Genomic DNA, 15,834 nt, shown 5'->3' with positions numbered 1-15,834 from the left:
CGGCGCACAATCTCAACTACTGATCCGGCGAGGATGGTGTCACCGAGCCGCACCCCCGGCTTGGTCACCCGCACCGCCACCGCACGAATCTGCGGATGGCCGGTGAGCACCGCCGTCGCAATCCGCTCAGCGACCGCTTCGGTCAACTGCAACGCCGGCCCGCAGACAATCTCGCGCGCCCGATCGTGAATCTGGCTATAGTCCACCGTTTGATTCAAGTCGTCGCTGACCCCGGCAGCCCGCAGGTCAAGCTCAACCGCCACATCCACCACAAACCGCTGGCCGAGCCGGTTCTCTTCCGGGCGGGTGCCGTGGTAACCAATAAACTGCATCCCGCTGAGAATAATCCGGTCGTGGCCGATCCCCCAATCACTCATCATCGCTATCCTTTTCTACCGCGAGCCCGTACATCAGCGGGATCGCCGGCACGTCGGGCGGCGCGTGCCACCGGCGGCCTGTTGCCGGAACCATCCGCGCGAACGGTCGCTCGCCATTGACATAACAATATTCGTGTAGCTCACGGAGCCGCAAACCGGCCTGCGCGAGCGCTGTCACTACCTCACCCACTCCCCAGCGATAGAGGGTGCATGGCTCTGGGTTAGTAAAATCGCGCACACCGGGCAAAAAGCCGGACGGCGACAAGCCGCCTTCCGCCGCGCCGACATAATCCCCCACGCCCGGCAGCTCTAACGGCGTGCCGCCGTGCGGGTAGTCGTAAGCCAGCCACCAATCGGCGCTAAACATGTTCGAGGTGGGGTGAAACTCCATCAGCGCAAATCTCCCGCCGGGAGCGAGCACGCGGGCGATGCCGGCGGCAAAGGCGGTGAGATCGCGCAGCCAGCAGATCACGCCATAACCGGCATAGATGCGCTCGAAGCGCAGACCATTTGCTGCCGCTGCGGCCAAATATGCGTAGACATCAGCCTGCACAAACGTGGCCGGAATGCCGCTCGCTGCACTCAGCGCCTGCGCATGGGCAATCGCGGCATCGCTGAGATCAATGCCGGTCACGATGGCTCCCTGCGCGGCCAGCGCGAGGCTATCGGCCCCCGTGTTGCAGAGCAGGTGCAGCAAGCGGCAACCGCGAATCTCGCCGAGCAGCGACATCTCTTCCGGGAACAACGTCGAACCGCCGTCGCGCAAAAAGGCGGCTTCATCGGTGCGATGGCTGGTATGCGCTGGCACCACCGCATTCCACGAACGACGGTTTTGTTCAGTGATCGGGTCGGGTGTCATCGGTCTGCGCTCAATAATAGTGCGTGTCTTCGTCTTCATCAACGCCAAAGAACCGTAGCCATTCCTCAATTTCAGCCTTGCTCAGCGGGCGATCTGCGCGTTTATCGCGGGCATTGACGCGCGGCTGATCAAGCGCCTGCAAACGGCGGGCAAACTCTTGCGCCGAAATGACCGGAATACCGCGCGCTTGCGCTTCCCCCGCCACGGCCCGGTCTGAGGAAACAACCAACCACTCCTCCCGCCGGCGGATGGCCCGAATCTGCCGGATAAGCTCGTGATCGGCGGTTTGTGGCGGCTTGGCGAAGTGCGTCTCAATGCCGTAACCGTTCAAGTTTTGCGGGTGGCCGTACACGCCGCCGTCGAAGACGACCACGATCTTACGACCACGCTTGCGCGCAGCGTAACGGCGAAGTTTGGCAACCAACTTCGCCTCGTCGTCAGGATCGCTCAATTCGATGTCAGGCATTTGGCCGATCAGATTGTGGCCGTCGATTAAAATAGGCATATCTCTATTGTACCTGATGTATGGCTTGCGCTGCCGGTGTTCTCTTGCGGGCTCGGTTGTCATTGCGCGGGCACGGTCCCATTTGTCATTGCGCGGGCGCGCAGCGCCCGAAGCAATCTCCTGCTCAAGCGCGAACGAACGCTGAGGGGATTACTGCCGTACTCGCGGGAGATTGCGTCGCTGCGCGCGCAATGACAAGGGGCTACCACCATGCTGTCTCACCAGGCGGTTGGCGTCTCGTGTTTTATCGATCTTACCGCGCCGGGAGAGGCATGGGACTACACGGTTGCGCTGCCCTCTCCGATACAACATCTCCGCTTTCCTATTCCCGATTTTGGCCTACCGGCGTCGCCAGCCGTGATGAACGCGATCCTCGACGCAATCGACCAAGCGTGGGATGGTGGTCAGACCGTCTATCTCCACTGTCGCGGCGGGATCGGACGCACTGGCACGGCAGTGGGGTGTTGGTTGGTGCGCCACGGCCATATCGGCGATTCGGTGTTGGCAATACTGGCGCGCCTGTGGCAAACCGTCGCCAAAGTCGCCGTTCATCCCCATAGTCCAGCGACACCGGAGCAAGTCGCGTATGTGCGGCACTGGGCAACGTTGCAACACTCACTGCCGGCAGAGCGTCAGATGCAGTGAAGTACACCACGCGAGGGGGAATGAACGATGCGTACAACTGATCTGCCGATCGGGCCGGAACGTCCGGTCGAGCGCCAAATGGGCCGGCGATTGCTGGGGATGGCCTTGATCCTCGGCGGGCTGGGCTGGTTGTTGTTTGAACTGTTGAGCCGGGGCACGATTGCTGGGATTGATCTGAACCTTGCCCGTTCCAATAGCGCGCAAACCATCCCGGCGCAACGCTTCACCGTGGCGCGAGTTGAAGTGAGCGGCGTGAACGATCAGGTCATCGTGAATGGTACAACCGGCGAAGAAGTGATCGTCAGCGGTTCGCGGTTGGGGTTTGGCTGGGCGACGAACGCGGCTGCCGATGCCGCTGCCCAAATCGATGTGCAGATCGAGCAACGCGGCGATACTCTCTACGTTAATGTCAATCACCAACCATGGGCGCCATGGAGCTTTGGCCGTAACCCGTATGCGCGCCTTGAATTGGCCTTGCCGCCTGATGTAACGTTTAACATTTCGCTGGTGTCGGGTGACGTGACGCTGCGCCAGACCGCAGCGAGTGGAACCGTCAGCACAATTAGCGGCGATGTGGTTGTTGACGGTGCGGGTGACCAACTCACGATTAATACTACCAGCGGTGATATTGATCTGCGCGATTATCGCGGCTCGTTGCGGGTGACGACCTTGAGCGGCGATCTCACTGCGGTTGGCCAACTTGATGAGGTGATCGCGCAGACAACCGGCGGTGATGTGAAGCTGCGCGGCGAGCTTGGCACAATCCAAATCACGACCGTCTCCGGTGATGTCGAGATCGATACCGTCGAGGTGGTACGGTTGGCGGTTGAGACGACTAACGGCAAGGTGTCATTTACTGGCCGGTTGGCGAACGGGCAGCAGCAGTTGCAAACCATTTCCGGTGACATAGCGATCACTCTCCTTGCGCCGGTCAATGCCAATCTCTCTTTGGCAACGGTGAGTGGGCGGATCGATGTGCTCGATCAATTAGCCGTGCAAGCGTTCAACCGGCGTTCGTTAACGGCGACCATCGGCGAGGGTGGGGCGGCGTTGAATGCGACTTCAACGTCGGGTAATATCACCTTGCGGTTGCGTTAGCCGTAATAAGTGCTGTCTACGCTTGGATGAAGTGCAGCAGTAAAGCTGCTGCACTTCACGAAAGTGTGATGATCATGATCGGTATGGCTCAGATGCCGCGCTGCTATGGAGAGCGGTAGCGCAACCGTTACTCAGATGTGCCTTTATGGAGTGCGGCTGCTTTGCTGCCGCTTGTCACTGCGGGGTACGCCGATCTATTCCATCAACACGGTGCAAGCGCTCATGCAAAATCTGTGCAAAATCATTGCAAACGTGGTATGCTTATTCTAGGCAAACCACGTTTGTCGTTGACCAACCTAACAGATGGAGTATGTGATAGATGGCAACTACACTAACCGACACACAGTCTACGCGCCGGTTTGAAATCCGCGAAGAATACCGCAGCGGCCCTGATGGATTGATGCGGGCATGGATCTCATCACCCCAACAAGGCTTGCCAGTGCTCTTAATCCACGGCTATGGCGCATTGATCGAACACTGGCGTCCGGTGATGCGCCCAATTGCCAGTGAGCACACCCTCTACGCGATCGATCTCTACCATTTTGGCTATTCGGCGCGGCCTGCGGGCCGTCCGAGCCGTGAGCGGTGGGCAGCGCAGGCGGCAGCTTTCATCCGCGATACGATTGGCCAGCCTGCCGTGGTGGTCGGCCACTCGATGGGGGGCGTGGTGAGTGCGCAGCTAGCCCGCGCCTATCCTGATTTGGTCAAGGCGCTCGTACTGGTCAACAGTTCAGGTGCGCAGTTGCAGGCCCGTCCGCTCAGCCCCATTGATCGCCTCATGCTCGATGCAATTGGCGCGCCATTGGTTGGTGAAGCGCTGGCTGGTGTCTTCGGCAATCGCTGGGGCGTGCGGCAAGGCTTGCTCTCGGCTTACCACCGCAAAGAGTGCGTCACGCCTGAGCTAGTAGAGACATTCAGCGGCCCGTTGCGCCGCTATGGCACCGGTTCGTACCTCAAGGTCAGCCGCGAATTTGCCAATCTCGTACTCGATCTCACGCCGGGCGAGATTCAGATGCCCACGTTGCTCATTTGGGGGGCGGAAGATCAATCGATCCCACCGGCCCATGCCGGGATTATTAAAAATCGGATGATCCCACACGCTGAGATCAAGATCATTCCTGATAGCGGCCATTGCCCCTTCGACGAAACCACGCAAGCTTTTCTCGACATTCTCTTGCCATGGTTGCGGCAATTGCCCGCCTAAGGTTGGCACCGTCGTCGTTACGGCGACGACGGATCCCACTGGTTCATCATCGCCTGCGCTGCATTGCGAAAATAGTCGGTCATCACGCTGCGAGCCGGTTCTGGCACGCCAGCTTCATCGAGGGCGGCCAGCATATGTTCGAGCCACGCATCGCGTTCGGCTGGTCCGATCGGGAACGGCGCGTGCCGCATGCGCAGCCGGGGATGGCCGCGTCGCTCGCTATACGTGCGCGGGCCGCCGAAATATTGCATCAGAAAGAGCCGTTGGTGCTCTTTGCCCGGCTCAAGATCCGCCGGGAACATGGGGCGTAGGCGCGGATCAGCCTCCACCCGTGCATAGAAGATATCGACGATTCGGCGGAAGGTTGGTTCGCCGCCGATCTGCTCATAGATGGTTAGTTCGCTCATGTGGAAGTGCCTGCACTATCACGATCTCAGTTGCGCCGGTGACGGCGCTATTTTTATGCTACCATAAGTCCAGTGGTTTGCCTGTATGCTGCCTCATCAGGGCAACGATCCCAATGGTTGTGGCGAACCTTGTCCGCAAGCTCTTCCCTATGGAGTGCGGCAGTTTGACTGCCGCACTCCATATCAGACACCAACCGCTATGACCTATCCTACTTTTTCCATTGCTACTGATCGTCTTCGTCTCACGGTACTGGCCGCCGGCGGGCCGCGCATTCTCGGCTTGCAGCTTGACGACGGCCCCAACCTGCTGGCCGAAACGCCAGCGGCGCGCTGGTCAACACCGTGGGGCGAGTTTGCCTTGCTCGGCGGTCACCGGCTTTGGCATGCCCCCGAAGCCTTTCCGCGAAGCTATTGGCCCGATCTCGTAGGGCCAGAGGCCGAGCTGATTGATCATAGAGTCATCTTACGCAGCGCCGTTGATCCGGGCGGGATTGCCAAAACCATTGCCATCACGCTTGATCCAGCCCAACCGCGCATGCATCTGCGCCACACCCTGACCAATCATGGCCTGTGGTCGGTGGAATTGGCGCCGTGGGCGATTACCCAGCTCGCGCCGGGCGGGGTGGCGATCTTGCCGCTGCATGATGGCCAACCGCCCGCGAATCCGCTCGCGCCTCATCGCCAGATTGCCTTGTGGCCCTATACTTCGTTACCCGACCCGCGGCTCCACCTCACCGCCGATTACATCCTCATCGACACCGCGTTCAGCGGCCCGCCGGCCAAAATCGGCGCGCATAGCCCTGCCGGCTGGTTAGCCTATCTGCATCACGGGGTAGTGTTTCTCAAGCAGGTTGCCTATCATCCTGATCAACCCTACCCTGACCGCAACAGCAACCTCGAAATCTACTACGACCAAGACTGCACCGAATTAGAGACGCTTGCACCATTGCTGCGATTGGATCCCGGCGCTGCCGTCACGCACGACGAGGTGTGGCTCGTAGCGCCATGGCCAAGCCACATAGATCGCGAAGATCTTTTCAAAACCCTCGCCAACATGGCAGCGGAGCTGGTATAATAACGGCGCGCGCTACAGAGTGATAACAGATATGACATGGGCTGGCAGCCGAATCGTGACGCCATTCATGGCCTGATGGCGATCGCCTCGTTGCAAATCATACTACGAGAGATGTTGCTTACCAGTGCGGAAAAACGTTGCAACTGAGCCGTTATATTGCAAGAAGCGGCTATGCTGCGCTGCGCCAATCCGATCGCGCTAAGGTGCTGTACATCATCAGAATGCGGTAAGGTTGTGATCTCTTTCTGATACATATGAGCAACATTTGTTGACACCTGCCGATATTCGTGCTACTATTGCGGTACAGGCCAAAATCAGCGGAACAGTAGCGGGTTTTGGCTTTTAAGCAAAAACTTCGTGTGGTATTCGATCGTAACCTCTGGACGCCGCCACGGCGGCGGTCGATGACAGCCGAGCAGTAAGCTCCTGGAAAGGCCCTGATGCGCACTCTGATCTTCACCGGAAAAGGCGGCGTTGGGAAAACAAGCGTCGCGGCAGCAACGGCTCTCCGGGCTGCGGATCGTGGCTTAAAGACGTTGGTGATGAGCACCGATCCGGCCCACTCACTGGCCGACTCGCTCGATCTCGAGGGGCCGCTCGGCCCTGAACCCGTTCGGATCACCAAGAACCTTGACGCGCTCGAGGTCAGCATTTACCACGACATCGAGAGCAATTGGGGCATCGTGCGCGAACACTTCGCTCAGCTCATGGCCGAGCAGGGCGTGCAGGGCATTTTGGCCGATGAGATGAGCGTTTTGCCGGGTATGGAGGAGGCGTTCCCGCTCATCCGAATCAAGAAGCACAAGGAGCGCGGCGATTACGATCTGCTGGTAATCGACTGCGCACCGACCGGCGAGACGCTGCGGCTGCTCTCGGCTCCCGAAACGTTCAAGTGGGCGATTAATATGCTGCGCGGCGCCGAGCGGTTTGTGATCAAGCCGATCCTCCGCCCGATGAGCAAGATTAATCCGACCCTCAATAAAATGGTTGCGCCGCCAGAGGTGTACGAGGCGGTTGATGATATGTTCCGCCAGTTGGAGGGCGTGACGGCGACGCTGGCCAACCCGCTTGAGACCTCGATCCGGTTGGTAATGAACCCTGAAAAGATGGTGATCAAGGAGAGCCAGCGGGCGTTGACCTACCTGTCGATGTATGGTATGACCGTCGATATGGTGGTGGTCAACAAGATTCTGCCGCTCGATCAAGACAGCGGTTATTTGAATCACTGGCGCGATGTGCAACAGCGCTACCTGCAAGATGTCGAGCACTCCTTTGTGCCGTTGCCTATCCGGCGGGTGCCGTACTACCCCGAAGAGGTGGTGGGGCTTGAGAAGCTGCGCCAGATGGGTGACGACATCTATGGCGATATGGATCCGACCGCTGTGCTCTATGATCGTGCGCCGCTCGATATTGCCAAGGTCGGCGATAAGTACTATCGGGTAAAGATCCGGTTGCCCTTCGCCGACGTTTCCCAGCTCGATCTGTATCAGAACGGTGATGAGCTGGTGGTGCAGATTGGTGATTTCCGGCGGGTGTTGACGCTGCCGACCAGTCTGGCCGGCCTCGAAGCCGGTCAGGCCGAGATGGAGGGCGAGTGGTTGAGCGTGCCCTTTATGGCGCCGCAGATGGCGTCGCGGTAAGGCGGCTTTCCGGTGGGGTTTCTCGGAGGCATGCCTCCGGTGACCTAATATGGGGAGTTCGTATTGTTTAAGGAGGTGTGTGCATGGCGACGAGAGGCTGGTTCTCGGAGTCGTCGGCGCAGGTGGCGCAGATCGGCGACATCATGTTCCAAGGCCACTGGCAGTGGGTCTCGAATGCGCTGCAGGCCACCGCTGCCGCGGTTGACAACATCAACCGCAATGCTTACCCGGGCGTGTCCCGGAGCGGCTCGGGCGAGAGCGGCTTCAGCAGCAGCTCGAGCAACGGCTTCCGTCCGAAGCGCATTCGCTCGCGCTTCAACCGCTAGGTTGGCGGGCAGGCGTGGGGCGCGCTGCTCGCCGCCTCACGCCGATCCCTTGGGAGCGTTATGATTAACCTGCTCTATTACAGCCATACTACCGTTCCAGCTCACCTCGAAGAAATTACGCGGCTTGATGTGCTCGATCCTGATGAGCAGGTGCTGGTCGCGGTTGATGGCGTGCTGCTCGATCGGCAGGGGATCCGGCTGAGTGGCCCCACGCTGCACGACTATTGCCTGATTACCGATTTGCGGGTGGTGTTGTGGGCGCGTGATTATGGGCGCCACCTGTGTTTTGCGTTTCCGTTAAGCGAATTGACCTTGATCGACGGCCGGGGGGTCGATCCGATTCACGGGATGGTAACGCTGGGGTTTAGCGCGCCTGAGGCCGAAGAGCAAGTCTTTACGCTCACGCTGGTGCCGCAAGCGTATGTGCCGGCGTTGATGATCTTGTTACGCACGGCGGCTGAGACAGCGCGCGCGGCTCTGGCCGCAGGGATGGATGCCCGCCAAGCGGCGCCTGAAGTGATGACGGCGCTTGGTGCGGCGATCTATGGTTCTGAAGATGCGTTGCGTCCCGATGAAACGCCCTATCGTTGGCCCGGCGGCGCGCCGCGCACGCCGGCGACGCCAAATGCGCCCTTTGTGATTGATCCGGCGAATTTGCCGCCTAATCAAATCTTTACCGCCGGCCGTCTGGCTCGTTCGGCATGGGACACCCTGCGCCGCACGCTGCGCGAGGCGGATTTACCGTTTGACTTGAGTCCGGCGAGTATCCGTGAATTGACCGAAGCAATCCGTGCTGTTAATGACTTAGTTCAAACTGTAACCAGTAATCCTGCTGCCCAGCAGATGGCAATGGCGTTTTTAAACCGCCAAGTGGCTGCGCGTCAAGCGCAAGCTGAACCGGCGTCGCCGGTTGCCGAGCCGCCGCTGGCTGAAGCTCCTCCCCCGCCGCCGGCTGGGCCGCGTTATCACGAAATACCGCTGCGCCGGCGCAATCCGGCGCAGCCGGAACCGCCAGCGCCCCAATCGCCATCGCCAATCCCGATGACTAAGCGGGTGTCATCCGTCGAGATGCCGGATCGGCGTGAAATACCGCTCCGCCGCCGGAGCGCGCCGGTTCGCCGCGCGCCGCTTGCAGCGTTGAGCGGTTCGGGCGATGCCGATCATGATCAAGCATAGCTGTTGTTAGCATTGGCGGTCGTAACCGCCCTAAGGAGCAGGTATGAGCCCATTTCTCGGTGTCAATGTGAGCATGGCGAGCGTCGAGGAATTGCGCCAGCGCGATTTGCTGGACGAAGGCGAGACGCTGCTCGCTCTTTTCGATGGTACGTTGCTCGATGAGAATCGCCGCCGCGTCGGCGGTCTTGCGCTGGCTGATTTTGTCGCCTTGACCGACCGCCGGCTGATCCTATGGGCGCGCGGCTTTTTTAACGATACCGTCGATGGCTTTCCGTGGAGCGATGTTGATGTGGTGCGCGCCGAGACATGGGATCCGTGGCATGGTCGCGTTAGCCTTGCGTTGCGCATTCCGGCAACGCCGCCGCGCAAGCGTCGCGTTGCGCTCGGCGAGGTGCAAGATTCCGGCCAACCTGAGCGGGTGATTGTGAATACGCTCGATTATATGCCGGCGGAAGATGTTGATATGCTGGCGAAGATGGTGGCATGGGTCGGTGACCAAGTGTTAGCCGGCGTCAGCGGTGAAGAGCTGGTGAAAGCCTTTGAGGTCGAGTTCCCAGCCGTGGAACGCAAGCCGTTGCCGCCGTTCTTTATGAGCGAACCCGCTCCGCCGCCGATGCCGGAACCAGAGCCGAAGAAGCCGGCCAAGAAGCCGTGGTGGAAGTTTGGCACTGCCGATGAGGAAGAAGAGCCGGCTCCCGCTTCACCCAGTAATCTGATCGCTGCCTACGAGAGCCAGCGGGGCGGCGCTCCGGCTGGTGCGGCGCCAGCGCCGGTTGGCCCGTTACCAACGTTGCCCGAACAACCCAATATGTACGAGGTCAGCCGGTCGTTGCGTTTGATGCTTGAGGTGCCGCGCGGGTTGGCGCGCGGTTTGCGGCGGGCAAGCGAGATCATGAGCGGCGCGACCGAGTTGTTGAACAATATGCAGGATCCGCGCGTGCGCCGTAATGCGATGCGCGGCATCTATTACGCTGCTGCCCAGCAAGAGGCGGAAGGCGGGCCGTTGGCTCCTGTGGGGCCGGTGGTGCGCGCTGCCGTCCGGTTTGCTGAACCACCCGAACAACCGCAAAGCGCCGAGCAGCCGGTGCAGCGCCGGATTGCGGTGCGGGCTACCGTGCGGCAAGCAACGCCTTCGCCAGCCGCACCTGAACCGGCGGCATCGCCGGCGCCGGCGGCTGAACCTACTGGCCCGCAACCAGTGCGCCGCGCGATTAGCGTGCGCCGGGCCGAACCGCCTGTCGAGGAGAATGGCTCGTCGATGCCGGTGCGTCGCGTGGTGGTCAATCGCACCGATCGCCCTGCCGCAGTCAGTGGCAGCGGCGCTGGTATGCCGGCGCGTGAGCCACTCAATGGCCGATCGGATGATGAGCCGGAAGCGCAGTGATCGAACGTGGGCGGGGGAATCAGGTTGCAGCAGGCGAATGAGGTAGTATGACGCGAGTCATTATCTATTCCGGTAAGGGCGGTACTGGGAAGACGACGCTCTCGGCGGCGACAGCGGTGATGCTGGCACAGTCTGGCCGCCGCACACTGGTGCTCTCGAGCGATCCGGCTCACTCGCTGGCCGATGTGATGGGGATACCAATTAGCCGCGATCGGCCAACGCCGCTGGCTCCCCATCTCTATGGCCTCGAAGTGGATACGATCTATGAGTGGCGCCAGAATCTGGGTGGGTTTCAGCAGTTCGTGACCGCGACCTATTCGGCCCGCGGGATTGAACGCTCAACGGCTGCTGAGTTGGCCAATCAGCCCGGACTTGATGAAATCCTCGCCTTGCAACGGGTAATGGATGAAGCGCAGAGCGGGCGTTGGGATGCGATTGTGCTTGATACCGCGCCGACCGGCAATACCTTGCGTTTGTTGGCCTACCCCGAAATGATCATTGGTGGCGAAGCCGGGAAGCGGTTGTTCCGCGTCTATCGCGGGATCGCCAATGTCGCCCGCCCGTTCCGGCGTGATTTGCCCGATGACCGCTTCTTTGAAGAGGTGGGGAAGCTGCTCGAACGGATGGATCAACTGGCCAACTTTTTGGTCAGTTCGGCAGTTTCGGTGCGGTTGGTGCTGAATCCGGAACGCTTGCCGTTGCTTGAAACGCGCCGGGCCTATACGTTCCTCAGCCTGTATGGCCTGCAACTCGATGCGGTGCTGGTGAATAAGATTTTGCCGCATCGCACCGATCTGGGCCCGTACTTCGATTACTGGGTCAATCTCCAGCAGCAGTATCTGGCCGAGATTGATGCGAGCTTTGCGCCGACGCCGATCTTTCGCACGGTGTTGCAGGGCGGCGAACCGATCGGGGTTGAGGCGCTGTTGCACGTTGGCCGGCTGACCTTCGGCGATGTTGATCCGGGTGCGCTGCTCTACGATGAACGGCCGATCTGGCTCGAGCAGTGGAGTGAAGATGGCGAACCCGGCCAGTATGATCTCTGTTTGCGATTGCCGTTCCTTGATGCCGGTGAGTCGATTGAAGTAAGCCATAGCGGTCCCGATTTGACGATTATGGTTGGGCGGATCGAGCGCACAATTGCCTTGCCGCGGGTATTGTACGACTGTGTGCTCGGTGAACATCGCTATGAAGATGGTGTCTTGCGGCTGGCCTTCTACGAGGCAAGCGCCGCCCGCTCCAACAGTAAACAGCAAGTCGAGGCGGCCTAACGTGATCGCTGCCGCCTCTCCGTTGTCTATTCCGGTTGCATTGCGCGCCGGTTGCGAGCATTCTGCATGCGCACGCTGATCTTTACTGCTCATCATCAACTTCAACAGAGCGCGGCTGCGCTCGCGACGGCTTGCCACGCCGCTCGGCGCGGCTATCGCACTTTGGTGGCTTCGAGCGGCCCCGGCCATCTGATTGGTCATTTGCTACACCAGACGCTTGGTTCGCGCCCGCTGGAACTTGAGCCGAACCTCGCGGCGATGGAGATTCATCCCCACGAGGAGGTTGCTCGCCGCTGGGAGCAGGTGCGTCCGTCGCTGCGCAGCGGGCTGGTTGCCCGCCTGCGCGATCTTGGCCCTGATGAGTTGCCGGCCTTCCCCGGCATTGATGCAGTGGCGGCGATGTTGGTTGCCGAACGCGCCCGCCAGTCGGGCCGGTTCGATCTGTTAATCCTCGATGGCCCGTCACCTAACGCGCTCATTCGGGCGTTGACATTGCCCGATGTGCTGCGCTGGGCAGTGCGCCTGATCTTCGGCCTTGACCGTGGTCCCGGTAAGTCGCGTACTTCACAAGAGCAAGCGATGATACCGGCGGCGATCGTGGCGCCTAGTGCGACCGCACCCCTGCAAGAGTTGCGGATTGAGCTTGAACAACAACGCGCCCGCCTCGAAACCGAGAGCGGGGCGCGGGTGCGGATGGTAGCGTTGCCGCCAGAGTTGTGCCTGCCGCCGCTGCGATCGGCGTTGACCGCCTTTGGCCTGTTTGGGTTGGCGAGTGATGAAGTGATCGTGAATGGCCAGTCTGACCAAGTCGATGACGAAAGCCGCCACGATTTTAGCCACGAGACCAGCCGGGCGCGCCCGTTGTTGCGGATTGGGCAGCTTGAACTGACGCCTGCCAATCGCGATACGTGGGCTTTGCGCGGGGCGGCGCTCTACCGTGATGGTGATGTCTTTGCCTCTGAACCGCCGCGCCCTGCTAGTAGCGAGCGCGATCTGCGCCTGCTGATTCCGTTCCTCGATGCCAAATCGCTCGATATTGCCGTAGCCAGCGAAGAGGTCGTCGTCCAACTCGGCCAGTTGCGCCGGCATGTGTTGTTGCCGGGGTTGATTGATGGCGGTCGCTTACGGGCGCGGGTCGAGGGTGAATTATTGCGGTTGTGGGTAGAGTAGCGAAAGAGGCGCGTATGTCAGTGCTTGCCCAGCCGATCCCGATCGAGCGACCGCCGGCGCGGCCGATCGATGCGCCGCCAACGGCTAAGTATATTGAGTACGCCAATGAGGTGGCGGCGCGCCTTGCCGGCAAGTTGAGCGCCCGTGAACGGCGCCGGCTGGAAGGTGAACGCGCGCTCTTGGCCCGCGCCCGCTTTATCGAGCTAAACGGCGTCGTGCATCATTATCAAGATGTGGGGCCGCTCGATGGCGAGCCGTTGCTGCTCATCCACGGCTGGGATTGTTCGTCGTTCTGGTGGCATCACGTGATCGATCCGCTGGTGCAGGCTGGCTACCGGGTGGTGAGCTACGATTTGAAAGGTCACGGCTTTTCGGATAGCGACCCGCGCCAAGATTATACGGTGGCCGGGTTTAGCGCCGATGTGCAGGCGTTGTCGCGCGCGCTGAATCTTGGCCCGGCCCATGTGGCTGCCTTCTCGCTTGGTGCGTTTATCGGTCTGCACGTGGCGGCCCACCAACCCGAATTGGTGCGCTCGCTGATCTTCTTTAACTTTAGTTTGCTGCCGTACAATAAGTTTGCTTCGCAGTTTGTGCCGCGCTTGCTCGATACCGTGTTTAATGGGGTGTTGCGCCCGATCGAGCGGCGTAATTTGTGGTGGCTGCCCTTTATCTATGCCCGGCTGGTGATGGCACAGAATACGCCGTCGGTCGGTGATATCCGGCTCGGCACGCTCGGTTTGCGCTATTGCGATCCAGCAGCCGTGCGAGTATCGGCAACCGAATTGTCGCGACCCGAGATTTTGGCTGCCGTGGCCGAACAAGCCAAGACGATCCAGCAGCCGCTCTTGTTGGTGGCCGGCGCTAACGATCCGATTATGCGTCCGGCAGATGGGCGCAAATTGGTGGCGCTCGCTCCCAATGGGTCATTTTTAGAAGTGCCAAAGTGCGGCCATCTGATTTTGTTTGAATTGCCCGAGCACGTCATTCAAATTATGCGCCTCTTCTTGAAAGGCGTTCGCTAGGGAGGTCGGTATATGCAGTTGTTGCTTCGTTCCGGCGGCCAACAAATAATCATTGATATGGAGCGCGCTGATGACCGCCCGCTGTTGGTCGGCCAGTATACGTACCGGCCCCGCCGGTTGGCCGGCAAGGTGCGCCGGCTGGTCGCCAAGATGTGGCCTGATATGCCCTCGTCAGTGCTTGATGAGCGCCTGACCTTCGAGGCAATGGATAACGGGCGCGAAACGGCATGGGGCGATAGCGGTAGCTTTTCACCGCGCTCTGGTTCGACTGTGCTGCTTGGGCGCTGGGATGAAGACGGCAGCGTGGGGATTGCGTTGCACGAGTTGGCCCACGAAATGCACCTGCGCCACGGCGGCTACGATGATAGCGATGGCGTGGTGCGCGAGGCGCTCGCAATGCTGGCTGAACGCGAAGCCGGATTGCGCCGCACGTTTGAGCGTGAGCCGTACCATTCCGCGTGCCAGTTGATCGAACAACTTGAGGAGTTGCCGGCCTTTAGCCGGATGGCGTTCAGCAAGCGGTGGGCCGAGGTGGTAAGCGTGACGTCGGCGGCTGGGTTAGCCGATCTGATTAATTATTATCTGGATCGCAGCGAGCGGTTGGGGTTGGCGCGCTGGCTTGATCGCCTGACAAAAAATGTTGATGTGCGGGATCAGTTGTTGGCCCGCTTGGCGAGCACATCGCTGCGTTACAGTCTGGATCTGCGCCGCCATCTGATTAAGAAGTTGGTGCAGTGCAAACCGGAAATGCCGGTGGATCAACTCATGTATGTGCTTGACTCGATCGCTACGCTTGACCGGCGCTATCCCAATGATGATCTTGAACGCATCATCAATTTCTGTTTCGCGCCGTATGTGCCGCAGCGTCGCCGTCTCTTCGCCTTTGGCTCGTGATAGAGAGGAGCGCGTATGAATCGCTTCGAGGAAGAAAACCCGACTGTTCGTTGGCTGCCCGGATTTGTGCGCCGGTGGTTTGGTCTGAGCAATGAAGACCCCCGCCGCAGTATCAATGCGCGGTATCAGTGGATGCCCGGTTGGTTGAAGCGTTTGCTGAATTTGGATGACGCACCAGTGCCGTATGCCGGCGAAGCGGAGCCGGCTGCGCCGAGCCGGTCGTCGTATGGGTATACGCCGCCGCCGCGTTCGTATACTCCCGGCGCGGCCTCATACACGCCCGGCGCACCCTCGTTCACGCCGCGCAGCTTTGCACCGGCAGCCTATCAGCCGGCCAGCGAGGAGACGCCTTCTACGCCGGCCCGCCTCAGCCTTGCCGGTGATGAGTTGCCGCCCGATGTGCAGCCGATCGGCTATCTGCTGCGTTCGTATGCGCGTGGGGCTTTGCCGCCGCAGGGGCTTGAGGCCTTCACGCGCGAGGCGCGCATGACGACTGAGAAGGTGCTGAACTTCTACGGCCATTGGGTTCGCTTCCAGACCGAGGAGCTGGTCCGGATCGGTTGCGATATCTTCAATGCCGCGATCGATGCCCTGCCCGGCGAGAAGACCAAGCAACAATCGCAGACGATCCGGCGGATTAAGGTCGTGGCTGATAATGGCAATGGTAATGGCCACGGCTCTTATCAGGCGCCAGTAACGCCACCGCAGCCGTCGTCGTCTCCGACGCTTCCGTCGGCTGATGAGCCTGCAGCCGGTTCTGAAGACAAGGATAAAGAGTAGT

17 protein-coding genes are annotated in these 15,834 nt (G+C 60.4%); 13 read left to right on the top strand and 4 right to left on the bottom strand.

Going from position 1 to position 15,834, the window contains the following annotated elements; genetic code table 11:
- The 3 genes from folB to U9R61_RS08945 all read right to left on the bottom strand — a co-directional run.
- Positions 1-377: dihydroneopterin aldolase (folB, locus tag U9R61_RS08955; RefSeq protein ID WP_416208832.1), on the bottom strand; the 377-nt coding region annotated here is incomplete at its 3' end.
- Complete coding sequence (locus tag U9R61_RS08950) at positions 370-1,236, bottom strand: class I SAM-dependent methyltransferase (protein WP_322488468.1); 867 nt, start codon at positions 1,234-1,236, stop codon at positions 370-372. The genes folB and U9R61_RS08950, both read right to left, overlap by 8 nt.
- Positions 1,237-1,246: 10 nt before the next feature.
- Positions 1,247-1,741, bottom strand: a complete 495-nt coding sequence (locus U9R61_RS08945; protein WP_322488467.1) for an NYN domain-containing protein — start codon at positions 1,739-1,741, stop codon at positions 1,247-1,249.
- A gap of 210 nt (positions 1,742-1,951) precedes the next feature.
- On the opposite strand from U9R61_RS08945, the gene U9R61_RS08940 reads away from it, so the two are divergent.
- The 3 genes from U9R61_RS08940 (at position 1,952) to U9R61_RS08930 (ending at position 4,688) form a co-directional block, all read left to right on the top strand.
- A complete protein-coding gene (locus U9R61_RS08940; protein ID WP_322488466.1) occupies positions 1,952-2,386 on the top strand; it encodes a protein-tyrosine phosphatase family protein in 435 nt (144 codons plus the stop codon).
- 27 nt (positions 2,387-2,413) lie between these two features.
- Positions 2,414-3,484 carry a DUF4097 family beta strand repeat-containing protein gene (locus U9R61_RS08935; protein WP_322488465.1) on the top strand — a complete coding sequence of 357 codons (1,071 nt, stop codon included), beginning with the start codon at positions 2,414-2,416 and terminating at the stop codon, positions 3,482-3,484.
- A gap of 319 nt (positions 3,485-3,803) precedes the next feature.
- Positions 3,804-4,688, top strand: a complete 885-nt coding sequence (locus tag U9R61_RS08930) for an alpha/beta fold hydrolase (RefSeq protein ID WP_322488464.1) — start codon at positions 3,804-3,806, stop codon at positions 4,686-4,688.
- Positions 4,689-4,705: 17 nt separating this feature from the next.
- Here the strand turns inward: U9R61_RS08930 and U9R61_RS08925 are convergent, their stop codons facing one another.
- On the bottom strand, positions 4,706-5,095 hold the full coding sequence (locus U9R61_RS08925; protein ID WP_322488463.1) for a globin: 390 nt from the start codon (positions 5,093-5,095) through the stop codon (positions 4,706-4,708).
- A gap of 199 nt (positions 5,096-5,294) precedes the next feature.
- On the opposite strand from U9R61_RS08925, the gene U9R61_RS08920 reads away from it, so the two are divergent.
- The 10 genes from U9R61_RS08920 to U9R61_RS08875 all read left to right on the top strand — a co-directional run bounded on the left by U9R61_RS08920 (position 5,295) and on the right by U9R61_RS08875 (position 15,833).
- Positions 5,295-6,170 (top strand): hypothetical protein, encoded by an 876-nt coding sequence (locus U9R61_RS08920; RefSeq protein ID WP_322488462.1) that lies wholly within the window; start codon positions 5,295-5,297, stop codon positions 6,168-6,170.
- A 440-nt stretch (positions 6,171-6,610) separates the two neighbouring features.
- A complete protein-coding gene (locus U9R61_RS08915; RefSeq protein WP_066783741.1) occupies positions 6,611-7,810 on the top strand; it encodes an ArsA family ATPase in 1,200 nt (399 codons plus the stop codon).
- Between the two features lie 83 nt (positions 7,811-7,893).
- Positions 7,894-8,136 carry a bacteriochlorophyll c-binding family protein gene (locus U9R61_RS08910; protein ID WP_066783739.1) on the top strand — a complete coding sequence of 81 codons (243 nt, stop codon included), beginning with the start codon at positions 7,894-7,896 and terminating at the stop codon, positions 8,134-8,136.
- Positions 8,137-8,196: 60 nt separating this feature from the next.
- On the top strand, positions 8,197-9,312 hold the full coding sequence (locus tag U9R61_RS08905) for a hypothetical protein (protein ID WP_322488461.1): 1,116 nt from the start codon (positions 8,197-8,199) through the stop codon (positions 9,310-9,312).
- A 43-nt stretch (positions 9,313-9,355) separates the two neighbouring features.
- Positions 9,356-10,696 carry a hypothetical protein gene (locus tag U9R61_RS08900; RefSeq protein ID WP_322488460.1) on the top strand — a complete coding sequence of 447 codons (1,341 nt, stop codon included), beginning with the start codon at positions 9,356-9,358 and terminating at the stop codon, positions 10,694-10,696.
- A 47-nt stretch (positions 10,697-10,743) separates the two neighbouring features.
- Positions 10,744-11,967, top strand: a complete 1,224-nt coding sequence (locus U9R61_RS08895) for an ArsA family ATPase (RefSeq protein ID WP_322488459.1) — start codon at positions 10,744-10,746, stop codon at positions 11,965-11,967.
- 66 nt (positions 11,968-12,033) lie between these two features.
- Positions 12,034-13,137: an ArsA family ATPase gene (locus U9R61_RS08890; protein WP_322488458.1), complete on the top strand. Its 1,104-nt coding sequence runs from the start codon at positions 12,034-12,036 to the stop codon at positions 13,135-13,137.
- Between the two features lie 14 nt (positions 13,138-13,151).
- The gene (locus U9R61_RS08885; RefSeq protein ID WP_322488457.1) at positions 13,152-14,159 is read left to right on the top strand and encodes an alpha/beta hydrolase; all 1,008 of its coding nucleotides are present in this window, start codon (positions 13,152-13,154) and stop codon (positions 14,157-14,159) included.
- Between the two features lie 12 nt (positions 14,160-14,171).
- A complete protein-coding gene (locus U9R61_RS08880; protein WP_322488456.1) occupies positions 14,172-15,053 on the top strand; it encodes a hypothetical protein in 882 nt (293 codons plus the stop codon).
- Between the two features lie 15 nt (positions 15,054-15,068).
- Entirely contained in the window at positions 15,069-15,833 is a 765-nt protein-coding gene (locus U9R61_RS08875; protein ID WP_322488455.1) for a hypothetical protein, read from the top strand.
- Position 15,834 lies beyond the last annotated feature (1 nt).

The sequence above is a fragment of the Chloroflexus sp. genome (assembly GCF_034431535.1).
Taxonomy (GTDB): Bacteria; Chloroflexota; Chloroflexia; order Chloroflexales; family Chloroflexaceae; genus Chloroflexus.
The sequence above is the reverse complement of the archived record's forward strand: the minus strand, read 5'-3'. Positions and strand labels throughout refer to the sequence as shown.